The sequence below is a fragment of the Microbacterium sp. NPDC028030 genome (assembly GCF_040637855.1).
Taxonomy (GTDB): domain Bacteria; phylum Actinomycetota; class Actinomycetes; order Actinomycetales; family Microbacteriaceae; genus Microbacterium.
In genome coordinates this window covers 932,189-955,042 of the sequence record NZ_JBEZXF010000001.1, presented here as the reverse complement: position 1 = coordinate 955,042, position 22,854 = coordinate 932,189, and the positions used below count along the sequence as shown (strand labels likewise).

General features: G+C 70.2%; 27 protein-coding genes. 14 read left to right on the top strand and 13 right to left on the bottom strand.

All coding sequences use genetic code 11. The features are described 5' to 3' along the window. The first annotated feature begins 71 nt into the window (after positions 1-71). From AB0E56_RS04700 to AB0E56_RS04675, 6 genes are all read left to right on the top strand, one after another. Positions 72-1,340, top strand: coding sequence for an Nramp family divalent metal transporter (locus AB0E56_RS04700; RefSeq protein ID WP_359798260.1), 1,269 nt, complete (start codon positions 72-74; stop codon positions 1,338-1,340). Positions 1,341-1,359: 19 nt separating this feature from the next. Continuing rightward, positions 1,360-1,659 carry a hypothetical protein gene (locus tag AB0E56_RS04695; RefSeq protein ID WP_359797027.1) on the top strand — a complete coding sequence of 100 codons (300 nt, stop codon included), beginning with the start codon at positions 1,360-1,362 and terminating at the stop codon, positions 1,657-1,659. A gap of 57 nt (positions 1,660-1,716) precedes the next feature. Next, on the top strand, positions 1,717-2,349 hold the full coding sequence (locus tag AB0E56_RS04690) for a metal-dependent transcriptional regulator (RefSeq protein WP_359797026.1): 633 nt from the start codon (positions 1,717-1,719) through the stop codon (positions 2,347-2,349). Between the two features lie 66 nt (positions 2,350-2,415). Beyond that, on the top strand, positions 2,416-3,228 hold the full coding sequence (locus tag AB0E56_RS04685) for an HAD-IIA family hydrolase (RefSeq protein WP_359797025.1): 813 nt from the start codon (positions 2,416-2,418) through the stop codon (positions 3,226-3,228). Positions 3,229-3,231: 3 nt separating this feature from the next. After that, positions 3,232-3,810 (top strand): YdeI/OmpD-associated family protein, encoded by a 579-nt coding sequence (locus AB0E56_RS04680; protein WP_359797024.1) that lies wholly within the window; start codon positions 3,232-3,234, stop codon positions 3,808-3,810. Then, a complete protein-coding gene (locus AB0E56_RS04675; RefSeq protein ID WP_359797023.1) occupies positions 3,807-3,983 on the top strand; it encodes a hypothetical protein in 177 nt (58 codons plus the stop codon). The genes AB0E56_RS04680 and AB0E56_RS04675 overlap by 4 nt, the downstream gene beginning before the upstream one ends. Positions 3,984-4,087: 104 nt before the next feature. On the opposite strand, the gene AB0E56_RS04670 is transcribed toward AB0E56_RS04675, so the two are convergent. The 8 genes from AB0E56_RS04670 to AB0E56_RS04635 all read right to left on the bottom strand — a co-directional run bounded on the left by AB0E56_RS04670 (position 4,088) and on the right by AB0E56_RS04635 (position 12,899). Beyond that, entirely contained in the window at positions 4,088-5,716 is a 1,629-nt protein-coding gene (locus AB0E56_RS04670; protein ID WP_359797022.1) for an ABC transporter ATP-binding protein, read from the bottom strand. After that, complete coding sequence (locus tag AB0E56_RS04665) at positions 5,713-6,843, bottom strand: serine hydrolase domain-containing protein (RefSeq protein WP_359797021.1); 1,131 nt, start codon at positions 6,841-6,843, stop codon at positions 5,713-5,715. Before AB0E56_RS04665 ends, AB0E56_RS04670 begins: the two co-directional genes overlap by 4 nt. After that, complete coding sequence (locus AB0E56_RS04660; protein WP_359797020.1) at positions 6,840-7,343, bottom strand: GNAT family N-acetyltransferase; 504 nt, start codon at positions 7,341-7,343, stop codon at positions 6,840-6,842. The genes AB0E56_RS04665 and AB0E56_RS04660 overlap by 4 nt, the downstream gene beginning before the upstream one ends. Further along, the gene (locus AB0E56_RS04655; protein ID WP_359797018.1) at positions 7,340-8,530 is read right to left on the bottom strand and encodes an anhydro-N-acetylmuramic acid kinase; all 1,191 of its coding nucleotides are present in this window, start codon (positions 8,528-8,530) and stop codon (positions 7,340-7,342) included. Before AB0E56_RS04655 ends, AB0E56_RS04660 begins: the two co-directional genes overlap by 4 nt. Then, complete coding sequence (gene murQ, locus AB0E56_RS04650) at positions 8,530-9,435, bottom strand: N-acetylmuramic acid 6-phosphate etherase (protein ID WP_359797017.1); 906 nt, start codon at positions 9,433-9,435, stop codon at positions 8,530-8,532. Before murQ ends, AB0E56_RS04655 begins: the two co-directional genes overlap by 1 nt. Continuing rightward, complete coding sequence (locus AB0E56_RS04645) at positions 9,432-10,319, bottom strand: ABC transporter permease (protein ID WP_359797015.1); 888 nt, start codon at positions 10,317-10,319, stop codon at positions 9,432-9,434. Before AB0E56_RS04645 ends, murQ begins: the two co-directional genes overlap by 4 nt. Next, positions 10,316-11,287, bottom strand: coding sequence for an ABC transporter permease (locus AB0E56_RS04640; protein WP_359797013.1), 972 nt, complete (start codon positions 11,285-11,287; stop codon positions 10,316-10,318). The genes AB0E56_RS04645 and AB0E56_RS04640 overlap by 4 nt, the downstream gene beginning before the upstream one ends. Positions 11,288-11,351: 64 nt before the next feature. Next, complete coding sequence (locus tag AB0E56_RS04635; protein ID WP_359797012.1) at positions 11,352-12,899, bottom strand: ABC transporter substrate-binding protein; 1,548 nt, start codon at positions 12,897-12,899, stop codon at positions 11,352-11,354. Positions 12,900-13,065: 166 nt separating this feature from the next. Between AB0E56_RS04635 and AB0E56_RS04630 the strand changes: the two genes are divergently transcribed. The 4 genes from AB0E56_RS04630 (at position 13,066) to AB0E56_RS04615 (ending at position 15,736) form a co-directional block, all read left to right on the top strand. Further along, positions 13,066-13,968, top strand: a complete 903-nt coding sequence (locus tag AB0E56_RS04630) for a MurR/RpiR family transcriptional regulator (protein WP_359797011.1) — start codon at positions 13,066-13,068, stop codon at positions 13,966-13,968. Then, positions 13,965-15,143, top strand: coding sequence for an MFS transporter (locus AB0E56_RS04625; protein WP_359797010.1), 1,179 nt, complete (start codon positions 13,965-13,967; stop codon positions 15,141-15,143). The genes AB0E56_RS04630 and AB0E56_RS04625 overlap by 4 nt, the downstream gene beginning before the upstream one ends. Positions 15,144-15,261: 118 nt before the next feature. Continuing rightward, on the top strand, positions 15,262-15,507 hold the full coding sequence (locus AB0E56_RS04620; protein ID WP_359797008.1) for a hypothetical protein: 246 nt from the start codon (positions 15,262-15,264) through the stop codon (positions 15,505-15,507). 4 nt (positions 15,508-15,511) lie between these two features. Then, a complete protein-coding gene (locus tag AB0E56_RS04615; RefSeq protein ID WP_359797006.1) occupies positions 15,512-15,736 on the top strand; it encodes a hypothetical protein in 225 nt (74 codons plus the stop codon). Between the two features lie 19 nt (positions 15,737-15,755). Here the strand turns inward: AB0E56_RS04615 and AB0E56_RS04610 are convergent, their stop codons facing one another. Continuing rightward, positions 15,756-16,658 (bottom strand): ROK family protein, encoded by a 903-nt coding sequence (locus AB0E56_RS04610; protein WP_359797005.1) that lies wholly within the window; start codon positions 16,656-16,658, stop codon positions 15,756-15,758. Then, positions 16,655-17,215, bottom strand: coding sequence for an orotate phosphoribosyltransferase (gene pyrE, locus AB0E56_RS04605; protein WP_359797004.1), 561 nt, complete (start codon positions 17,213-17,215; stop codon positions 16,655-16,657). The genes AB0E56_RS04610 and pyrE overlap by 4 nt, the downstream gene beginning before the upstream one ends. A 37-nt stretch (positions 17,216-17,252) precedes the next feature. On the opposite strand from pyrE, the gene AB0E56_RS04600 reads away from it, so the two are divergent. Continuing rightward, a complete protein-coding gene (locus AB0E56_RS04600; protein WP_359797002.1) occupies positions 17,253-18,113 on the top strand; it encodes an exodeoxyribonuclease III in 861 nt (286 codons plus the stop codon). An 11-nt stretch (positions 18,114-18,124) separates the two neighbouring features. Then, a complete protein-coding gene (locus AB0E56_RS04595) occupies positions 18,125-18,934 on the top strand; it encodes an HAD family hydrolase (RefSeq protein WP_359797001.1) in 810 nt (269 codons plus the stop codon). A 40-nt stretch (positions 18,935-18,974) separates the two neighbouring features. Here the strand turns inward: AB0E56_RS04595 and AB0E56_RS04590 are convergent, their stop codons facing one another. The 3 genes from AB0E56_RS04590 to AB0E56_RS04580 are packed head-to-tail and all read right to left on the bottom strand — an operon-like array spanning position 18,975 to position 20,753. Next, positions 18,975-19,625 carry a dihydrofolate reductase family protein gene (locus tag AB0E56_RS04590; protein ID WP_359797000.1) on the bottom strand — a complete coding sequence of 217 codons (651 nt, stop codon included), beginning with the start codon at positions 19,623-19,625 and terminating at the stop codon, positions 18,975-18,977. Further along, positions 19,622-20,314 carry a helix-turn-helix domain-containing protein gene (locus AB0E56_RS04585; protein WP_359796998.1) on the bottom strand — a complete coding sequence of 231 codons (693 nt, stop codon included), beginning with the start codon at positions 20,312-20,314 and terminating at the stop codon, positions 19,622-19,624. Before AB0E56_RS04585 ends, AB0E56_RS04590 begins: the two co-directional genes overlap by 4 nt. 1 nt (position 20,315) lies before the next feature. Then, positions 20,316-20,753: a VOC family protein gene (locus tag AB0E56_RS04580; RefSeq protein ID WP_359796996.1), complete on the bottom strand. Its 438-nt coding sequence runs from the start codon at positions 20,751-20,753 to the stop codon at positions 20,316-20,318. A 125-nt stretch (positions 20,754-20,878) separates the two neighbouring features. Between AB0E56_RS04580 and AB0E56_RS04575 the strand changes: the two genes are divergently transcribed. Continuing rightward, positions 20,879-22,141 carry a sensor histidine kinase gene (locus tag AB0E56_RS04575; RefSeq protein ID WP_359796994.1) on the top strand — a complete coding sequence of 421 codons (1,263 nt, stop codon included), beginning with the start codon at positions 20,879-20,881 and terminating at the stop codon, positions 22,139-22,141. After that, a complete protein-coding gene (locus AB0E56_RS04570; RefSeq protein WP_359796992.1) occupies positions 22,138-22,824 on the top strand; it encodes a response regulator transcription factor in 687 nt (228 codons plus the stop codon). Before AB0E56_RS04575 ends, AB0E56_RS04570 begins: the two co-directional genes overlap by 4 nt. The last annotated feature ends 30 nt before the right edge of the window (positions 22,825-22,854 follow it).

The following is a 22,854-nucleotide window of genomic DNA, read 5'->3' as shown; positions in this document are numbered from 1 at the left end:
ATCGCGAAGATATTTAGGTGTACCGAAAAATGCGCTAGGGTTTCGGTGTGCCTAAAAATACCGCGCTCCCGCTGACGGCCCGGTCTGCCCGCCCTGCCGGTGCACCCCGCAGCCTGTGGCTGCTCGGACCGGCGCTCGTCGCCGGTGTCGCCTACCTCGATCCCGGCAACGTCGCCAGCAACATGACCGCGGGCGCGCAGTACGGGTACCTGCTGGTGTGGGTGGTCCTCGCGGGCAACGTGATGGCCTGGCTGATCCAGTACCTCTCCGCGAAGCTCGGCGTCGTCACCGGCCAGAGCCTCCCCGAGGTGCTGGGCACGCGACTGACCCGGCCGTGGGCCCGCCGGGCGTACTGGCTGCAGGCCGAGCTCGTCGCCATGGCCACCGATCTGGCTGAGGTCATCGGCGGCGCGGTGGCCCTGAACCTGCTCTTCGACGTTCCCCTGCTCCTGGGCGGTCTGATCACGGGCGCGGTCTCGATGGTCCTGCTCGCGGTGCAGAGCCGCCGAGGAGCGCGTCCGTTCGAGTTCGTGATCATCGGTTTGATGGCCGTCATCACGATCGGCTTCGTCGCCGGAGTGTTCGTGGCGCCGCCCGACCCGGCAGGAGTGCTCGGCGGGATGGTGCCGCGCTTCGAAGACACCGGTTCGGTCCTGCTGGCCGCCTCCATCCTCGGCGCGACGATCATGCCGCATGCGATCTACGCGCACTCCTCACTCGCTCGCGATCGGTTCGGCGCCACGACCGCTCATGTCGGCGACGAGGCGGCACGCACCGACACCTCCCGAATCCGCCGCCTGCTCACCGCCACCCGGTGGGACGTGTCGATCGCGATGGTGATCGCCGGCAGCGTCAACCTCTGCATCCTCCTGCTCGCCGCCGCCAACCTCGCCGGCGTCGAGGGCACCGACTCGCTCGAGGGCGCGCACGCCGCGCTCGCCGCAGGGCTCGGGCCCGTCGTCGCGACGTTCTTCGCCGTCGGGCTGCTCGCCTCCGGCCTCGCGTCGACGTCGGTCGGCGCTTACGCCGGCGCCGAGATCATGCATGGGCTCCTGCACGTACGGATCCCGCTGCTCGCCCGACGGCTGGTCACCCTGATCCCCGCGCTCGTCATCCTCGGCATCGGGTTCGATCCGACGCTCGCGCTGGTGCTCAGCCAGGTCGTGCTGTCGTTCGGCATCCCCTTCGCGCTGATCCCCCTGGTCGTGCTCACCGCCCAGCGCCGGACCCTCGGCCCCTGGGTCAACCGCCGAGGGACCACCGCAGCCGGGGTGCTCGCTTCCGTGCTCCTGATCGCGCTCAACGGTGCACTGCTCTGGCTGGTGCTGACCGGAGCCTGAGCCCGGATAGGCTCGACACATGTCTGCCGAGAGCGCCCGACGCAACGTCCGCATCCTCACCTGGATCAGCTTCGCGACCGGCGTGATCGGCGGCCTTCTCGTCGCGTTCCCGAAGGTCATCGGCGCCGGCAGCCCGTGGGTGCAGCTCGCACTGGGCGTCGCCACCCTCGTGCTGGCCTTCCGCGCCCGCAAGGTCGGCATCGCCGAAGTCGAGGGGTTCGACGGCCGACTCTCGCTGGCCGCCGCCCTCCTCGGCTTCCTCGTCCTGTTCTTCGCGGGTCAGGCTGCATACGGCATGCTCGCCGCCGCGACGAACTGAGCCGCACCTCCGGGCCTCACCGCGTGGGCCGGCGAGCGCACCACGTAGGCTGGGCAGGTGGCATCCCCGGCAGCTGACGACTACCTGAAGACCGTCTACGCGCACACCGAGTGGCAGGACGCGCCGATCACCCCCTCCGTGCTCGCCGCCAAGCTCGGGATCGCTCCGTCGTCTGTGACCGAGATGGTGAAGAAGCTCGCCGCCGCCGGCCTCGTCTCACACGTGCCCTATGGCGCGGTTCGGTTGACGGATGCCGGCACGGCTCGCGCACTCGCGATGGTGCGTCGGCATCGCCTGATCGAGACCTGGCTGGTGCAGGAGTTCGACTACGGGTGGGACGAGGTGCACGACGAGGCCGAGGTGCTCGAGCACACCATCAGCGACCGCCTGCTCGAGGGCATCGACGTCCGACTCGGGCGCCCCCGCTTCGACCCGCACGGCGATGCGATCCCCGACGCCGACGGCCGCATCGAACGCGAACCCTTCGTCCTGCTCGCCGATGCCCCGGTCGGGCACACCGGCCATGTGCTGCGCGTGGACGACCGCGACCCCGAACTGCTGCGGGCGCTCGACGCCCTCGGCCTCGCGGTCTCGTCGACCGTGACCGTGATGACATCCGGCGTCGAGGTCGGCGGTGTCGCGACGGCACTGCCGGATGGCGCGGCTCAGGTCGTCTGGCTCAGCGCCTGACGAGCGCACCACGGTCGGGCGCGACACGGTCAGGTGCGCGTCACCCTCGGCCTCTAGGCTGTGCACATGGCACAACGAGACGACATCGAATGCTGGCTCACCGACATGGACGGCGTGCTCGTCCATGAGAACGACGCCATCCCCGGAGCGTCCGAGCTGCTCGCCGGGTGGGAGAGCGCCGGCATCCCGTACCTGGTGCTCACGAACAACTCGATCTTCACCGCGCGCGACCTGTCGGCACGCCTCCGCATCAGCGGACTGCACGTGCCGGAGGAGCGCATCTGGACTTCGGCTCTCGCGACGGCCGACTTCCTGAAGCAGCAGTTGCCCGGTGGCTCGGCCTTCGTGATCGGCGAGGCCGGCATCCTCACCGCTCTACACGATGCCGGCTTCATCATGACGGAGACGAACCCCGACTTCGTGGTCGTCGGCGAGACGCGCAACTACTCGTTCGAGGCGATCACCAAGGCCATCCGCCTCATCATCGGCGGGGCGCGCTTCATCGTCACGAACCCGGACGCCACGGGCCCGAGCACCGACGGGCCGCTGCCGGCGACTGGCGCGATCGCCGCCCTCATCACGAAGGCCACGGGCAAGGAGCCCTACGTGGTGGGCAAGCCGAACCCGATGATGTTCCGTTCGGCGTTGAACAAGATCGGCGCGCACTCGAAGCGCACCGGCATGATCGGCGACCGCATGGACACCGACGTCGTGGCCGGCATCGAGGCGGGCCTGCACACCGTGCTGGTGCTCACGGGGATCAGCGACCAGGCCGAGATCGAGAAGTATCCGTTCCGCCCCGACGAGATCGTCCAGTCGGTGGCCGACCTGCTGCCGCGGATCACCGAGACGATCCCGACGGTGAAGACGAAGAAGTAGCCGGTGGGCGCGCTCGACGACGGTGAACGGGTCAGGGCGGCGGATGCCGCGGCCTGGCGCGCGTGGCTCGAGGCGAATCACGAACGGGCCGCGGGTGTCTGGCTGCTGAGCGTGCGCGGCTCATCGCACGGGGTCGGCTACGAGGATGCCGTGCGGCAGGCGCTGTGCTTCGGATGGATCGACGGCCCGGTGCGCGTGTTCGGCGACGGGACGGACGAGCGCGCGAACGGGCAGTGGTTCTCCCCGCGCCGACCGGGCAGCGGTTGGGCCGCGACGAACAAGGCGCGTATCGCGGAGCTCGAGGCGGAAGGATCGCTGGCTCCCGCCGGCATCCGGGCACTCGAGGTCGCGAAGGCGAACGGGTCGTGGACCGTGCTCGACGGGCCGGAGGCCGGCATCGAGCCGGAGGAGCTGACGACCGCCCTCGATGCCGTGCCCGCCGCACGTGAGAACTGGGACGCTTTCCCGAAGTCGGTCAAGAAGTTCGGACTCACCCAGATCGCGATGGCCAAGCGGGCAGAGACCAGAGCCGCCCGCATCGCCAAGATCGTGGCGGATGCCGCGGAAGGGAAGCGCCCATGAGCCAGAGCGACCTGCTGTTCCTGGTGATGTTCCTGATCCTGCTCAGCACGCTGACGGTGTTCATCGTGCAGCTGGTGCGCTCCCGCCGTCGCCGCGGACCGGACGAGGGTGCGGGCGACGGGCGTGCGGGCTGGTGGGAAGGCCCCTGGGACGACGACGACCGCAAGCGCTGAGCCCGGCGCTGCACGGATGTCGGGCGTTCGCGCGCATGTCGGGCGAATCGGGCGGATTCCGCGCCGATCCGCACATCCTCCCGACGGATGAACACCCCTCCCGGTCAGCCCGCGAGCGACGCCCCGGGGATCGCGGCGAGCAGCTCGCGCGTGTACGGGTGCTGCGGCGCGTCGAAGATGCGCTCCGGCGTGCCGCTCTCGACCACGACGCCGCGCTGCATCACGTGCACCTCGTCGGAGATCATGCGCACGACGGCGAGGTCGTGGCTGATGAACAGGTAGCTCAGCCCCAGACGGCGCTGCAGGTCGGCGAGCAGGTCGAGGATCTGCGCCTGCACCAGGACATCGAGCGCGGACACCGCCTCGTCGAGCACCACGAGTTCAGGCTCGAGGGCGAGCGCGCGGGCGATCGCCACGCGCTGGCGCTGCCCGCCCGACAGCTCATGGGGAAGCCGCTCGGCCATCGCCGCCGGCAGCGCGACCTGCTCCAGGAGCTCGAGCACCCGCGAGCGCCGCGTCGCCGTGGAGCCGATGCGGTGCACGCGCAGAGGTTCGGAGATCGACTGCTCGACCGTGTACCGGGGGTCGAGCGAAGCGTACGGGTTCTGGAACACCGGCTGCACGCGGCGACGCAGGGCGAACAGCTCCTTGCGGCGGAGCGTGGTCAGGTCGACCCCGTCGAAGAGGATCGCCCCCGAGGTGGCGTCTTCGAGACCGAGCACCATGTTCGCCGTCGTGGACTTCCCCGAACCCGACTCGCCCACGATCGACACCGTGGTCCCGCGGCGGATCTCGAAGCTCACTCCGTCGACGGCCGTGAAGCTCTGGGGCTCCCCCGCCTTGGGCGCACGGAGGGCGAACTCCTTGCGCAGGTCGCGGATCTCCACGAAGGGCGTGCCGCTCGCGGCCTCGCGCTGCGGCAGGGCGTCCCGGCGCGAGGCGAGGCTCGGCGCGGCGGCGAGCAGCTGCTTCGTGTACTCGTGCTGCGGATCGCCCAGCACCTCGACAGACGTGCCCTCCTCGACGATGCGACCGCGGAACATGACCACGATGCGGTCGGCGCGCTCCGCGGCGAGCGCCAGGTCGTGCGTGATGAGGAAGACCGCGGTGCCGAGGTCGTCGGTGAGCGCGTCGAGCTGGTCGAGGATGCGCCGCTGCACCGTCACGTCGAGGGCCGAGGTGGGCTCATCGGCGATCAGCAGGCGCGGTTTGCAGGCGAGACCCATCGCGATCAGCACGCGCTGGCGCATGCCGCCGGAGAACTCGTGCGGATACTGGTGCGCGCGCTGCGCGGCATCCGCGATCCCCACCATCTCCAGCAGCTCGACGACCCGGGCTTTCGTGGCGTCGCCGTGGGTGTGGCCGTGCACCTCGAGCGCCTCGCCGATCTGCTCACCCACGCGCATGAGCGGGTTGAGGTTCGACATCGGATCCTGCGGCACGAGGCCGATCCCGGCCCCGCGCAGCGAGACCATGGCGTTCTCCGGGAGCTCGGTCAGCTCGCGCCCGTCGAAACGGATGCTGCCGGCGGTGATCACGCCGTTCTCCGGCAGCAGTCGGTTGACCGCGGCCGCCGTGGTCGACTTGCCCGATCCCGACTCCCCCACGATCGCCACGGTCTCGCCCGCGGCGACGTCGATGGTGATGTCGCTGATCGCGGTGACCAGCGCGGAACCGGTCCGGAAGGCGACGGCGAGGCCGTTGATGCTCAGCACGGGCTCGGTGGTGCTCATGATGTTCTCGTTCCTTCGTTGTCACGGAGTGCCTGGCCGCCGACGGATGTCGGGTCGTCGCCCACGAGTGCGGGAAGCGCCGTGCGCCACAGCGTCTCCGTCGGCGCGGGTTCGGGCGCGAAGAGGCGGTTGGTCAACAGGACGGCGGCGGTACCGGTGCCCTCGACGATGCCGAGGGCGCAGCCGGTGTAGCCGGGGTGCCAGAGCATCCGGGTCTGCCGACCGGCGACGTCGACGCTGTCGCTGCGCCACCCGAGGGCCTGCCCCGCGTCGGGTCCGTCGCGGAACAGCTCCGCCACGACCTCCGAGCGCCACAGCTCCGGGTGCGTCTCGGGGGCGGCGAGCGCGGCGCCGAGGGTGAGCAGGTCGTCGGCGGTGCTGAAGAGTCCCGCATGACCGGAGACGCCGCCGAGCGCGTGGAAGCAGTTGCCGTCGTTCACGCTTCCGGTGACCTCGCCCTCACGCCACGCGTAGTCGCGGTCGGCGGTGAGGATCGGGTACGGCTCGCCGGTCGCGACCATCCGACGCTCGGCCGCATCACCGATGCCGGAGGATGCCACGGGCGGAGCGGCGGGACCGTAGCCGGTGCGGGCGAGGCCGAGGGGTGCCGTGACGAGCTCACGGACGGCAGCGTCCAGGGGTGTTCCGGTGACGACCGCGACGATGCGGCCGAGGAGCATGAAGCCGAGGTCGGAGTAGTGGCGCCCCTCATCGAGCCCGTAGCGCAGCGGGATCGCGTCGATCGCGTCGGCCGGATCGAGGTGCTCGCGGTCGAGGTACAGCGGCTGCCATTCCCAGAGTCCCGCGCGATGCTGCAGCAGGTGACGCACGGTCGTCCCTGGTGCGCACGCCGTGCCGGGCAGGAACCGCTCGACCGGGTCGTCGAAGTCGAGGTCCCCACGGCTGACCAGCCGCAGGATCGCGGTCGTGGTCGCCGCGACCTTCGACACCGAAGCGATGTCGAACGCGGTCGCGGTGGTCATCGGCGTTCTCGCGAGGTCGGCGAAGCCGCCGGCGGCGAGGACGCGTCCGGCCGTGGTCACCGTTCCCGCGACGGCGCCCCGGGGCGCGGAGGCGCTCGCCAGGACGGCGGCGACGGCCGCGACGGCGCTCCCCCCGGCGCTCATGCCCACTCCTTGCGCATGCGCTGCTCGGGTTCGCCGAACTCGGGCTGCGTCCTGGTCGCCCCGTCGGGCTGCCAGCCCTTGGCCTGGTAGAAGCCGATCGATGGCAGGTTGGCCGCGAACACCCAGAGCGTCGCGGCATCGGCTCCGGCCTCGCGCAGCGCCTCGGTCGCATGCGACAGCAGCGCGCCGCCGATACCGCCGCCGTGGGCTCGTGGCGAGACGTACAGCGAGTGCACGGCGCCGTCGATGCCGCCGTCCGCACCGGGAGTCGCTGCGTACCGGGTGAGCCCGAGGATGACGCCGTCCCGTTCCGCGACGAGCACCGCCCCGTCGGCAGAGGTGAGCACCCGGCGCCACAGCGTCTCGGCGCGCTCATCCGTCATCGCCTCGACCGCCGCATCCGGCAGCACACCGCGGTAACTCTCGCGCCAGCACGCGAGGAACACCTCGAGCACCCCCGACAGGTCGTCCGGGGTGGCGCGGCGCACCTGGAGGTTCACGATGCCGCGGCCTCCGTGAGCACGAGGGAGTCGATCGAGGCGACCGGCTCCGGCATCTGCAGCGGACCGGCACCCGGGGTGATGGTCCCGAGGATGCGCGGCTCGCGCGCTCCGGTGCCGCCGGGGACGATCGCGGGAACGCCGTGCATCGTGGACCAGCCGATCAGCGCCAGGAGGATGGCCTCCTTGCTGTCGGCCGGCGCCCCCAGCTCATCGGCCAGCACGACCTCTGTCGCGGGGAGCGCGGCACGGAGACCGTCGAGGATCAGCGGGTTGCGGCATCCGCCACCTGACACGGCGAGGAATCCGATGCCAGCGGACTCCACGTCTCGCGCAACTGTGCGCACCGTGAGCTCGGTGAGCGTGCGCACGAGATCGGCGACCGCGATCTCGCGCCCCTGTGCGGCGAGGTGCTCGTGCACATAGCCGAGGTGGAAGTGCTCCTTGCCGGTGCTCTTGGGCGGGGTGAGGGCGTAGTACGGGTCGTCGAGCAGCGCATCGAGCAGTGCCTCGTCGACCGTGCCGGTGCGGGCGATCGCGGCGTCGTCGTCGTAGCCGAGCGGGTTGAGGTCGTGCTCGACGATGACCGCATCGACCAGCGCGTTCGCGGGGCCGATGTCGTACGCGACGAGGCCGTCCTGGCGCACGACGGTCATGTTCGAGATGCCGCCGAGGTTCAACGCCGCCGTGACGCCCGCACGCCCGCGGAGAAGCAACTCGTCGAGGAACGACACGAGGGGGGCGCCGTGCCCACCCACGGTGATGTCGCGGATGCGGATGTCGGACACCACGGGCGCGCCGACCTTCTCGGCGATCCACGCCGGCTGCCCGATCTGCAGGGTGCCGAGCGCATGTGCGCCGTCGACCCAGTGATACACGGTCTGTCCGTGCGAGCACACCGCGTCGACACCGCCGACCTCCGCCGCGATGTCGGCTGCGACCTCCGCGAACGCCTGGCCGATGAGGGTGTCGAGCTCGGCCACCTCGGCGAACATCGTCTGCGCGGGCGGCAGTGCGGCGATCAGCCGAGCCCGCAGCTCGGGAACGTACGGCACGCTCGTCGCCGCGAGCACCGTGCCGCGCAGGTCGACACCGTGCGCGGTGAAGCCCCCGCTCGTCGCGAAGTCGACGACGGCCGCATCGATCCCGTCGTGTGAGGTGCCGGAGATCAGCCCGAGGACGCGCATCAGTTCTCCTCCAGAGCGGTGCGCAGCCGGCCACCGGCCGCGTCGAGTCGAGTGCTGGCCGCGGCGAGGTCCTCACCGCGGCGGATCATGATCGACGCGAGCTTCACGTCGTAGGCGGCGGCCTCCAGCGCAGCCACCGCCGCGTCGCGGTCGGCACCCGCGATGGTCTGCACCATGCGGATCGCGCGCTCTCGGAGCTTGTGGTTCGTCGCCTTCACGTCGACCATCAGGTTGCCGTAGGCCTTGCCGTTTCGCACCATCGAGATGGTCGAGAACATGTTGAGCACGAGCTTCTGCGCCGTGCCGGACTTGAGGCGCGTCGACCCGGACAGCACCTCGGGGCCGACCTCGACCTCGATCCCGTGCTCCGCGGCCGCGCTGAGCGCGGTGCCGACGTTGCAGGAGAGCCCGATGCTGAGCGCCCCGCGCTCGCGCGCACGGCGCACGGCCGCGATCACGTACGGTGTGCGTCCGCTCGAGGCGATCCCGATCACGGTGTCGAGCGGTCCGATGCCCGCGTCATCGATGGCTCGGGCCCCCGCGTCCGCATCGTCTTCCGCACCCTCGACCGGGTTCACGATCGCCCCGGGCCCTCCGGCCATGATCGCGAACACCAGCTCCGGCGGAGTGCTGAACGTCGGCGGGCACTCCGAGGCGTCGAGCACGCCGATACGTCCGGGCGTTCCGGCACCGACGTAGACCAGGCGTCCGCCCTGCGCCATCCGAGCGGCGGTCGCCTCGATCGCCGGGACGATCTGCGGCAGTGCACGCTGCACGGCGGCGGGCACCGTGGCATCCGCCTCGTTCATGGTCTGCGCGAGTTCGGCGACGCTCATCTGGTCGAGACGGGCATACCGGGGGTCGCTGGACTCCGTGGCGAGTCCGCCGAGATCCTCCATGGTCATCGCTTTCCTCTGTTCCGGGGGTCGAGACTGTCGCGCAGGCCGTCACCGAGCAGGTTCAGGCCGACCACGAGGAGCACCACGACCACGCCGGGCGCGATCATGGTCCACGGGGCGATCGTCACGAGGGTGCGCGCCTCGAAGATCATCGAGCCGAGCGACGGCGCGGGCGGAGGGGTGCCGAGGCCGAGGAAGCTCAGCGAGGCCTCGGTGAGCACGGCCCACGACAGCGACAACGTGACCTGCACGATGATGATCGACGTGATGTTCGGCAGCACATGCCGGAACATGGTCGCCATGCGGCTCTGCCCCGTGCTCTTGGCGGCCTTGACGTACTCGACCTCGCGCAGCGACAGCACGGGACCGCGGGTGACGCGGATGAAGATCGGCACGTAGACGATCGCGATGGCGACGGCGATCGTGAACCAGTTCCGGTCGAAGACCGACGCCAGCGACAGGGCCAGCAGCAGAGGCGGGAAGGCGAAGAGCACGTTCGTGACCGCGGTGATCGCCCCGTCGGAGATACCGCGGTAGAAGCCGGCGATGAGTCCGCAGACGGTGCCGACCACGGTGGCGAACGCGACCGCGACGAGCGAGATCAGCGCGGAGTTCGCGACACCGGCGGCCACGCGCGAGAAGACGTCGCGGCCGAACTGATCGGTGCCGAACCAGTGCACGCCCGACGGTGGCTGGAGGCGTGACGGCGGGTCCTGGGCGAGCGGATCGAACGGCAGCAGCCCGAACGCCGAGATGAGGCTGAGCACCCCGAGCAGGATCACGATGATGAGGCCGGCGAGGCCGCTGCGGCTGCGCAGCAGGAGGCGCACGCGCTCCATGGTGCGCCCGCCGCCGGGGGCGATGGTCGGGGTCTGAGAGATGTCGGTCATGCGGCACGCACCCGAGGATCGATGACCCGGTACAGCAGGTCGGTGAGCAGATTGACGATGACGAAGGCGAGCGCGATCACGAGGACGGTGCTCTGCACGAGCGCGTACTCCTTCTGCTGGATTCCCAGCAGGACCTGTCGTCCGATGCCGGGCAGCGAGAAGATCTGCTCCACGACGACGGCGCCGCCGAGCAGGTAGCCGAACTGCAGACCGGTCATGGTGACGATCGGCACCAGCGCATTGCCCAGCACATGGCGCACCTGCAGGCGGCGGGGCGGCACGCCCTTGGCCTTGGCGGTGCGGATGAAGTCGTTGGCGCGGATCTCCAGCACCGCGGTGCGGGTCGTGCGCATGATGGGCGCGGCGATGCCGAAGCCGAGCACGACCGAGGGCAGCAGCATCTGCTGCAGGTTCAGCAGCGGGTCCTCTAACAGGGTGACGTAGCCCTGACCGTTCGGGTTGAACCCGAACGACGAGGCGAGGACCGCCAGCAGCGCGGTGCCCAGGAGGAACGCGGGGATCGAGAGGCCGGCGAGTCCGACCACCTGTCCGACGCCGTCGCGGACCGAGTCGGGCTTCGAGGCGGAGAGCATGCCGAGGGGGATGCCGATCGCGAGGGCGATCACGATCGAGAAGATCGCGAGCTCGAAGGTGACGGGGAGCGCGGCGAGCGTCAGGTCGAGCACGCTCGTCTGCGCGCGGGAGGAGAAGCCGAGGTTGCCCGTGAAGATGTTGCCGAGCCAGGAGAAGAACTGCACGAAGAGGGGCTGGTCGAGGCCGTAGTACGACTCGAGAGCCGCGCGCTGGGCGGGGGTGAGCGCTGCCGCCTCGGTGCCGAGACCCGAGCTGATCTGATCGCCCGGGATGGCGCGCAGCATCAGGAAGACGAAGATCGCGACGCCGAGGAGCGTGCCGAGGGCTGCGAAAATGCGTCGCAGCACGCTGTTGCGGAGGAGCTGTCTGAACATGCGAGTGTGTGGTGCCTGTCGTCGGGGAACGAGGGGGTGCGAGGTGCCGCACCCCCTCGGTCCGCTAGGAGATGGAGGTGGTCCGCAGGTACTGCAGCGAGCCGTTCACCATCGGGACGAACCCGTCGACGTTCGACGCCGTCGCGGTGTACGTGTAGCTCGTGAACAGCCAGATCCACGCGGCGTTGTCCTCGAGGTTCTCGGAGACCTGCGCGTAGATGTCCTTGCGCTTGTCGGGATCAGCCGTCTGGCGACCTTCGGCGAACAGCGCGTCGAGCTCGGGCGACGAGTAGCCGGCGACCTTGTTCAGGTTTCCGGTGCTGGTGAAGTAGCGGCCGTACATGCCGTCGGGATCGGGCCGACCGCCGTTGAGCGCCACCGCGGCGTCGAAGTCGGCGGCGATCCAGCGGTCGACGAACGCGCCGGACTCGAGCACCTCGAGCTCGAGGGTGATGCCCGCGTCGGCGAGCTGCGCCTTGAGGTTCTGGGCCTCGTTCACCGAGGTGGCATACTCGCCCTGCGACACGATCGTCTTGATCGTGACGCCGTCCTCCTTGCCGGCCTTCTTCAGGTAGTCGGCGGCCTTGTCGAGGTCGCGCTCGGGGCAGGGGCGCGCGTCGGGGTCGGACTTGTACGCCGGGGAGGTGATGGGTCCGGTGACCTCGCCCTCGCCGAGAGCGGCGGTGTCGAGCACCTCCTGGCGGTCGATGGCGCACTGGATCGCGAGGCGGACGTTGACATCGGTCAGGTCTCCGCGCGTGGCGTTCAGCTGCAGCGCGTGGTAGCTGAGCTGCGGGGTGGTCGCGACCTCGACGTTCGCACCCTCGGCGGTCTGCGCGACCAGCGGGTCGTCGAACACGGCCAACTGCACGTTGCCGGACTGCATGGCCGACACGATCGACGACTCGTCGGGGATCACCCGGAACTCGACGGTGTCGAGCAGGGCAGCGTCGCCCCAGTAGTCCTCGTTCTTGGCGAGGGTGATCGACTGGCTGGCCTTGCGGTCGTCGAGGATGAACGGACCGGTGCCGTTCGGGGTGGTGTTCAGCGCCTCCTCGGTGTCGTCCGAGGAGAGCATCGCCATGTTGATCACGGCGAGGTTCGCCGGCAGGGCCGCGTCGGGAGCGCTGAGGGTGAGGGTCACGGTGGTCTCGTCCGTCGCCTCGACCCCGGTGACCGATGCGAGGGAGCTGGCCGCGACCGCCGCGGTGGCCTCATCGGCGATCGCGTCGAGCGAATACTTGACGTCCTCGGAGCCGAACGTGCTGCCGTCGGCGAAGGTGACACCCTCACGGAGGTGCAGCGTGACGGTGAGGCCGTCGTCGGAGACATCCCACGACTCGGCGAGACCCGGGACGACGTTGAGCTCCTCGTCGAACTCGGTCAGCGTGCCGTACAGGTTCTGCAGCACGTTGACGGCCTGGAACTGCGTCGCCTTCCACGGGAACAGGGTGTCGGGGTCGCTGGTCACGCCGATGACGAGGTCGCCGCCTGCGGCGCCCTCGGCGGGCTTCGGGTCGGACGCGGGTGCGGAACAACCGGTGATGACGAGCGCCAATGCGACGCCCGTGGCGGAGAGAGCGCCGAATGACGCCCGCCGTGCTGTGCTCATGCTGATTCCTCCTGGCTGGGGACCGCGTCGCCCTGGGTCGGTTCCGGCGATGCTGCCCGAACGTCCCACGAACATCCTCGGTCTGGGTTGGTACTAAAAGTACACGAAGGTCGCTTCTGATGTAACGGAAGTTCCTCTACTGTTATGAACACCGAACGGAGAACACATGTCCCCTGACGCCGCCCGCGACGACGCCGGCGCGCATCCCGTGCTCGTGCGCATGCGTGCCATCCGACCCGAGCTGCGCCCGAGCGAGCAGCGCATCGCCGACCTGTTCCTCACGGACCCGGCGGGCACGGCCGGACTCTCGATCGCCGAGCTCGCCCAGCGCTGCGACACCTCGACGACCTCCGTCGTGCGCTTCTGCAAGCGTCTCGGCTACGAGCATGTGCGGGAACTGCGCAACCACGTGCTGCGCGACGTCGAGCGGGAGACCTTCGACACCGCGGCGCTCCCCGCCGTCTCGGGAGACATCGACCGCAACGACACCCTGACCGACATCGTCGCGAAGGTCTCGCTCGCCGAGACCCTCTCACTCGCCGACACCGCCAAGGTGCTCGACGTGGAGTCGTTGCGCGCCTCGGTCGACGCGATCACCTCCTCCTCCAGGGTCGACATCTTCGGCGTCGGCGCCAGCTCCATCGTGGGACTCGACCTGCAGCGCAAGCTCACCCGGATCGGACGCACGGCGCTGGAGTGGTCAGACCCGCACGCCGCGTGGACCTCGGCCGCGACCCTCGGACCGGGCAACGTCGCGATCGCCGTGTCTCACAGCGGGGCGACCACCGACACGATCGAGTTCCTGATGCTCGCGCGCAGCGCCGGGGCGACGACGATCGCCATCACCAACCATGCGGGAGCGCCGCTGGCCGCCCAGGCCGACATCGTGCTCACGACCGCGGCGCGCGAGACGGGCTTCCGCTCGGGTGCGCTCGGCAGCCGGATCGCGCAGCTCATGGTGGTCGACTGCATCTTCATCGGCGTGGCGCAGTCGAACTACGACCGCTCGATGGAGGCGCTGCGCGACACGTTCGCCGCGGTGCACAGGGAGCGGACGGCGGGGGCGTGATCCCGGACGCCGGGCGCGCGCGAGCGGGACTGTTCAGCGCGTTCGCCGGCCTCGGCGTCACCGCAGCGCTCGTGCCGGCCGTGCTCCCCGCGGCGGAGCGCTCGATCGACGCCGATCTCAGCTCGGCCGTGCCCGCACTGTTCGCCGGACTCCTGATCGGGGTGATCGCCTCAGGCCCCCTCCTGATGCGCCGTCCGCCGCAGATCGCCCTGATCCTCGGCGGCGCGCTCCAGGCGGCGGCCATCGTCGGGGTGGCACTCGCCGCGACGCCCGCGGTGTTCATCGCGGCGGCGGTCGTCGCCGGGTTCGGCTTCGGACTCGTCGAGGCGTCGGGATCCGTTGCAGCCAAGTCGGTCGCCGTCGGCAGCGCGACCGGCCTGCTCAGCGCGCTGCTCGGCACCGTCGCCGTCTGCGCTGCGGTCACCCCGCTCGTCGTCGCCCTCGGTTCCGGCGTCCGCCCGGCGCTCGGCATCCTGGCCGTGGTGCCGCTCGTCTCCGTCGCGGTCTTCTCGGTCGCGATGTTCTCCCACCCGACGCCGTCCGACCCGACGCCCACGGCGGCGTACACCGAGGCGCCCTCTCGTCGCGACACCCGCGGACTGCTCGTGCTTCTCCCGTTCGCGGTGGCGTTGCCGCTCTACGTCGGCGTCGAGACCGTGCTGTCCGGGTGGTCGGCGGTGATCCCCGGGCGGATCCTGGCGATCGATCCTGGCGTGGCCGCCCTGGGCACCTCGGCGTTCTGGAGCCTGATGGCGCTCGGCCGTTTCGGCGCCGCGACGCTGCGCCGCCTCGCCGTGCCGCCCACCCGGATCCTTGCCACCGCCACGTGCGCCGCCGCCGTCCTGATGGCGGCCGCAGGACTCCTCGTCGACCGCGCCCCCGTCTGGGCCCTGGTCGCCCTGGCCGCCGTCGTCGTGCTCCTCGCCCCCAGCTACGGCCTCATCCTCGGCCTCGCGCTGGACCGCCTCGACCCGGCCCGCAGCGCGGCCGCGACCGGAGCACTCGTCGCGTGCGGCGCGGTCGGCGGCGCTGCCATCCCCGCGCTGATCCTCATGATCGGTCGCGATCCGGCGTCGGGGACGACCTTCCTGGTCGCGGCCGCACTGTGCGCGCTCGTCCCGCTGCTGGTGCTGGTCGCCGCTCGACCTCCCCGACCTGCGACCGTACCGCGCTGACATCCCCTGCGCATCTGCCGACATTCGCGACCTTCTCACAGATGCCGGAATACCGGCGCTCGCACCGGCGCAGGCGGCGTACCGTCGATGACACACCCATCCGCAGCAAGGAGCGCCCGTGTCCACCGAGGTCCTCACGATCGTCGTCAGCGCCATCGGCATCGGCATCGTGCTCACCCTCGGCACCAGTCTGTTCACCGCAGGGGCATGGCTCGTTCGCCGCATCGATGACCGCATCGACGCCGTAGACGAGAAGCTCAGCTCTCGGATCGATGCCGTCGCCGCCGACGTGACCGACCTCAAGATCTCCGTCGCCCGCCTCGAAGGACCGCCGCGACACCTGCTCACCGCAGGACGGAGATGAGACCGTGACGACAGACACCCTCACGATCGTCGTCAGCGCCATCGGCGTCGTGCTCACCCTCGGCACCAGCACCTTCGTCGGCGCAGCCTGGATGGTGCGCCGCATCGACGCCGTCGACGAGAAGCTCAGCAGCCGCATCGATGCCGTCGCCGCCGACGTGACCGAGCTCAAGATCTCCGTCGCGCGCCTCGAAGGCCCTTCACGGCACCTGCTCATCGCGAGCCGCTGAGCAGCGTTCCCGGTACGACCTACCGCAGCACGAGGGCCGCAGCGCCGATGAGCGGTCCCTCGTCGCCCAGCCCCGAGCGCACGACGCGGGTACGACGGGAGTATTCGTGCACGGCACTCGCGGTGAGCGCCTGCTGCACGAGGTCGATGTAGTCGGGCGACACCCGAGAGAAACCGCCGCCGATGGCGACGACGTCGAGGTCGACGAGGGTCGCAGCATCCGCGAGCGCCTCACCCACGGCACGGGCCGAGCGCTCGATCGCCGCCCGAGCCAGACGATCGCCGGCCGCCGCATCCCGCGCGAGGTCTTCGCCCGTGGCGCCGGTCCAGCCCTGTTGCTGCGCCCAGGCCGCACTCGCCGGGCCGGAGGCGATCTCCTCGAGCGTCAGCCCGCCCTCTCGGCGCACCTGCCCGAGGTGTCCCGCGTTGCCGGTCGCACCGGGGATGTAGGCGCCATTCGCGACGAAGCCGCCGCCGACGCCGGTCGAGACGACGATCGAGAGCGAGGCGCCGGCGTCCTGCGTCGCACCGAGCCAGGACTCGGCGAGCGCGAGCGCACCTCCGTCGTGACCGAGCACGGTGGGCACGTCACGTCCGACGACCGAGGATGCCGCCGCGTGAACCGCCTCAGCGAGCGCGAAGCCGCGGGCGAGCGGCATGTTGACCGGCATGATGGTGCCGAGTGTCCGGTCGACGGGTCCGGCGCTGCCTGCGCCGGCGCCGACGAGCTCGGCATCTCCGGGCAGCGCGGCGAGCGCGTGCTCGACGATCGCGACGACGGCGGCGTGCAACGCCTCGAACGTCGCTTCGCGCCCCGTCGCCTGCCGGCTGCGGCTGCCCGTGACGAGCACCCCGCGCTCATCGACGAGCGCGGCCTCCATCTTCGTGCCGCCGACGTCGACGGCGAGAGCGTACCGCGTCACTGCGGGTCGAGCCCGAGGTCGTCGAGATCGAACGCGGCGCGCCACTCCAGCCCCTCGGCCTCGATCGCGGCCTGCGCCCCCGTCTTCCGGTCGACGATCACCGCGACCGCGACGACCTCGGCGCCTTCCTTGCGCAGAGCTTCGACGGCCTTGAGCGCCGACTGTCCGGTGGTCGAGGTGTCTTCCAGCACGACGACGCGCTTGCCCTTGACGTCGGCGCCTTCGATCTGGCGGCCACGCCCGTGGTCCTTGGGCTCCTTGCGCACGACGAACGCATCGAGCGGCCGGTCGGTGGCCACCGAGGCGTGCAACACGGAGTTCGCGATCGGGTCGGCGCCGAGCGTGAGACCTCCGACGGCGACCACATCGAGGTCCCCGATCAGGTCGAGCATGATGCGGCCGATCGCGGGAGCGGCGCGGTGATCGAGCGTGAGCTTGCGCATGTCGACGTAGTACGTCGCCTTCTTGCCGCTGGAGAGGGTGAAATCGCCGTGGAACACCGCCTCGTCCTTGATGAGGTCGAGGAGGGTCTGGCGGTCTGCGTCGAGTGCGGTCACGGCATCCAGTGTAGGAGGCACGGCCTAGGCTTGACGCATGCGCTTGGCCACCTGGAACGTCAACTCCATCCGCACCCGTGTCACCCGCACCGTCGAGTTCGCCGTCCGCGAAGACATCGACGTGCTGGCGATGCAGGAGATCAAGTGCAAGCCGGAGCAGTTCCCCTACGGTCCATTCGAAGAGGCCGGGTACCACGTCGAGGTGCACGGGCTCAATCAGTGGAACGGCGTCGCGATCGCAAGCCGGCTGCCGATCACCGATGTGCGCACGGCGTTCGACGGCATGCCGGGGTTCGCGAAGGGGCATGAAGGCCCCGACGCACCGCTGGAGGCGCGTGCACTCGGCGTGATGGTCGACGGCGTACGCGTGTGGAGCCTGTACGTCCCCAACGGCCGTTCGCTCGACGACCCCCACTACCTCTACAAGCTGCACTGGCTGGAGCAGCTGAAGAAGTCCACGGCTGCCGAGCTCTCGGCGAACCCCGATCTTCCGCTCGCTCTGGTCGGCGACTTCAACATCATCCCGTTCGACCACGACAACGGCGACCCCGACATCGTGGTGGGCCGGTCGACCCATGTCTCACCGCCGGAGCGCGAGGCCTTCTTCGCGTTCCAGGACGCGGGTGTGACCGATGTCGTGCGCCCGCTGCTCCCCGAGGGATACACCTACTGGGACTACCAGCGGCTGAAGTTCCCCCGCAACGAGGGCATCCGCATCGACTTCGTCCTCGGCTCGCGCACCCTGGCTGAGGCCGTGACCGGCGCCTCGATCCACCGCGACGAGCGCAAGGGCGAGCAGCCCAGTGACCACGTCCCCGTGGTCGTCGACCTGGATGGCCGCCGTCTGGGAACGGGCGGCGCGGCGGAAGACGACGATCTCCCGATGATCTTCTCCTGAGCGCCGCTCCCATGACGGTGCGACTGATCGCCACCGATCTCGACGGCACGCTGCTCGACTCCTCGTCCGGGGTCTCGGTGCGCACGAGGTCGGCGCTCGACGCCGCCCGTGACCGCGGCATCCACGTCGTGCCCGTGACCGCCCGGCAACCCATCGGTCTGCGCGCGATCGCGGCTGATGCGGCCTTCGACGGCTGGGCGCTCTGCAGCAACGGGGCATATGCCGTCCACCTCGTCGACGGACGGATGCTGTTCGCAGAAGAGCTCCCGGCCGACACGATCCGCACGCTCGCCGACGCGTTGCGGGCGAGCATCCCCGGCCTGCTGTTCGCGAGCGTTCGGGAGGGCGGCGAGACGTTCGTCGCCCAGCACGGCTACGCCGAGATCGCCGACGTCTCCGACCACAAGCGAGACCCGGAGACCATGGGCGGCGTGCCGCTCGAACAGGTTCTCTCCGCGCCGAGCCTGAAGCTCGTCATCCGGCATCCCGAACTGGCACCCCCGACCCTGTTCGAGGCGCTGCGCTCACTCGGACTCACGGGTTTCGAGGCCACCCTGTCCGGGGCGCCGTTCGTCGAGGTGATGGCGGAGGGCGTCACGAAGGCCACCGGCCTCGCCCGCCTCTGCGACCACCTCGGCATCGACCGCGCAGACGTCGTCGCCTTCGGTGACGCCCTCAACGACGTGGAGATGCTCCGCTGGGCCGGCCGCGGCGTGGCGATGGCGCATGCAGCCACCATCGTCCAGGACGCCGCCGACGAGACCACCGCCTCGAACGACGAGGACGGCGTGGCGAAAGTGATCGAGCGACTGCTCGGCTGACAACAGCTCCGCCGCGACGGTCGAAACGCGCCCGGTCACCTCAGCCGAACGTCCCGACCTCGGGTACTCGGTCCGTCCTCCCGTAACGGAACAGCGTCACGCCCTCGTCGTCGGTGATCGGCCGCTCGAGCAGGCGCAGCACGGACGGCAGGGCGTCGTCGGCGAAGACCTTCTTCCCCGCGCCGAGCAGGATCGGGTACACCCAGAGGTTCAGCTGGTCGAAGAGCCCCTCGGCCAGCAGCGTGTGCACGAGGTCGATGCTGCCGATCACGTGGACTTCGCTGTGCGCGGCGCGCATCGTGGCGATCTCGGCCGCGAGGTCGGCGCCGACGCGCGTGCTTCCCGCCCACTCGAGGGCGAGGTCGTCGTCGCGGGTCGCCACGTATTTCGGCACCCGGTTGAAGAGCGTGCCGATGTCGCCGGACTCTCCCTCGGTGTGATGCGGCCAGTAGGAGGCGAAGATGTCGTAGGTCCGGCGACCGAGGAGCAGCGCATCCAGCCCGCGCATGCCCTTCTCGACCTCGGGTCCGACGCCGGAGGAGGGATACCCCGCCTGCCAGCCGCTGAAGCCGAACCCGCCAGACGGGTCTTCGTCGACGCCGCCGGGCCCCTGTGCGACCCCGTCGAGCGTCATGAAGAGGTCGATCAGGATGCGGCCGCGCGCGGCGTCCTGCGTGCTGTCAGTGCTCATGTCGTGCTCCCTGCAGTCATTCGTGCGATGTGGAACGTGGCCGAGAAGGCGTCGAGCCAGGAGTCCTCTCCGCGCACCACCGCGACGACATCCTGCTCGATCGCCTCGGCCGCGGTGAGGTCTCCGCCGATCAGGTGACGGATGCCGGGGCCGGCGACGATCACGGCATCCGGATCCCCCTCGGGGAGTCGTCCGCCGACGGGCGGCGCCGGAGGGGCGAGCTGCGCGATGCGGAGCCCGCCGTCGCGCACGGATGCGCGCAGCGCCACATCCCCCACGTGGAGTTCGTACTCGCCGTCTGTCGCGACATCCGCCTGGAACGCCGTGCGCAGTGCCATGGTGAGCGAGTCCGGGGTGACCACGTCGCCCTCTTCGGGATCGCCCATCGCCTGGAAGCCCCAGCGACCGAGCGCGAGCATGATCGGCTCGAACGAGCGCCCGTACGGGGTGAGCTCGTACACGAGGCCGCAGTTGAGCAGCGGGACCCGGCGGACGACGCCGCCTTCCTGCAGCTCCTTCAGCCGCGTGGAGAGGATGTTGGTGGGGATGCGCGGCAGGCCCTGCTTGAGGTCGGTGTACCGACGGGGACCGACGAGCAGATCGCGGACGATGAGCAGACTCCACCGCTCCCCGATCAGCTCGACGGCGGTCGTCACGCCGCAGTACTGGCCGTAGCTGCGCGCCGCCATGTCAGGCCGACGCCGCGTGATCCGCCACGTGGTCCGGTCCGTTCTCGACGGCCTCGGGGGTCATGTAGAGGAAGCCGAGGGAGTTGCCGTCGGGGTCGTCGAGGTCGCGCGAGTACATGAAGCCGTAGTCCTGCACGGGCTTGGGTTCGGTGCCGCCTGCTGCGAGGCCCTTGGCGAGGATCGCATCGACCGCCTCGCGGGAATCCTGGCTGAAGGCGACCGACACCTGGACGACCTCGTTCGGGTCGGCGATGGGCTTGTCGGTGAAAGTCGCGAAGAAGTCGCGCTTGAGGACCATGAAGTAGATGTCCTCACTCCACACGATGCAGGCGGCGTTCTCGTCGGTGAACTGCGGGCTGATGTCGCAGCCCAGCGCCGTGTAGAACGCCTTGGCGCGCTCGAGGTCGCTGGTGGGCAGGTTGACGAAGACCTTGGTCATGATGACTCCTTTGTCCGGTGTTGTGCGCTCATGCTTGCAAATAACAACCATGCTTGTCAATAGCAAGTGATCGATCCGTCGCCAGGGGGATGCCTCGATCCGTGCACCGGCCTTACGGTGGAGAGATGCCCGCCGAACCGTTCATCCGCACGCCGACCGAGCGCGAGCGACGCGGCGACCTGGTGCTCGCGGCCGTGATCTTCGTCGGCGCGGTGCTCAGTGCGGCCCTGTCCGCCATCTCGCTGATCTACGGCGACCAGCAGGCCGAGCTGTGGACAGCGCTCGTCTACGCCGTGGTGGTCGCCGTCCCGCTCGCCTTCCGGCGCCGTTGGCCCGGAACGGTCGCGGTGATCGTCTCCCTCGCCTACTTCGCGGCGGTGACCATCCGCGTCCCGGAGATCTACGTCGGCAACATCGCGATGTTCATCGCCCTGTACACGGTCGGGGCGTGGATGAACGACCGACGGCGCGCCCTCATGGTGCGCGTGGCGATCATCATCGGCATGTTCGTGTGGCTGGTGATCACCATGTACCGCGACGCGATCAGCGAAGCGGACGAGGCGGACGTCGTCGCGGGCGCCATGTCTCCCTACGTGGCCTTCATGCTGATCCAGCTGCTGCTGAATGCGCTGTACTTCGGGGGCGCGTACTACTTCGGCGAGCGCTCCTGGGCGGCCGCAGCCCAGCGCGCGGTGCTGGAGCAGCGCACGGTCGAGCTGGAGCGCGAACGCGAGGTCACCGCGGCACAGGCGGTCGCCCTCGATCGCGTGCGCATCGCGCGCGAGCTGCACGATGTCGTCGCGCATCACGTGTCGGTCATGGGCGTGCAGGCGGGCGCCGCACGACTCGTGCTCGAGCGCGACCCCGCCGAAGCCGCCCGCATCCTCTCCGGCGTCGAGGGTTCGGCGCGCGACGCGATCCACGAGCTCCGCCAACTGCTGGAGACCCTGCGCACGCCGGGCGGCGAGACGACGGACGCGGCGTCGACCCTCGCGCTCGACGACATCGCCGACCTCGCCGATGCCTCCACCGAGGCGGGGCTGCCCACGGACTACGCGGTGATCGGCGAGCCGGTGCCCGTACCGTCGCTGGTCGCGGTGAACCTGTACCGGATCGCCCAGGAGTCGCTCACGAACGCCCGCCGTCACGCCGGGAGCGGAGCGACGGCCGACGTGCGCGTGCGGTACGACGAGGACGGGGTCGAGGTCGAGGTCGTCAACACCGGCCGCACGATCACCCAACTTCGCCCTGGGCTCGGCCAGCTGGGGATGCGCGAGCGCGCCGCGGCGTCCGGGGGGACGCTCGAGGTGACCCCGCGGTCGCTCGGCGGACTGCGCGTGCGAGCTCGAGTGCCGCTCGCAGCGACGACATCGGGCGCGGACCGATGAGCGCCCCGATCCGCGTCCTGCTGGTCGACGACCATGCGCTGCTGCGCGCCGGCTTCCGGACGATCCTGGACACCCAGCCCGACATCACGGTGATCGGCGAGGCGTCGTCGGGCAGGGAGGCCGTGGCCAAGGCCGCCGCGCTCCGCCCCGATGTGATCACGATGGACGTGCAGATGCCCGACATGGACGGCATCGAGGCGACCAGGCTCCTCGTCGCAGATCCGGCGGTCGGCGCGGCCATCGCGATCGTCACCACCTTCGATCGCGACGACTACCTGTACCAGGCGCTGGACGCGGGTGCGAGCGGCTTCCTGCTCAAGAACGCCGGGGCGGAGGATCTGATCGCGGCTGTCCGTGCCCTGGCCGCGGGCGACGGCATGCTCGCCCCCGAGGTGACCCGCCGCGTGCTGGCTCGATTCGCCGCGACGCCCGCTGCATCGGTGCCGGGAGTCCCTGTCGACCGGGGTCCCACGCCGAAGGTCGCCCTCGCGGAGCCGCTCACCGACCGCGAGACCGAGGTGCTGACGCTGCTGGCCGATGCCCGCAGCAATGCCGAGATCGCCAGGGCACTGTTCATCGGCGAGGCGACGGTCAAGACGCATGTGTCGCGCATCCTCCAGAAGCTCGGCGCACGGGATCGGGTGCAGGCGGTCGTGCTCGCGTATCGCATGGGCCTGGCGTGATCCCGCGCCTCCGCCCTCCGCGATAACCTC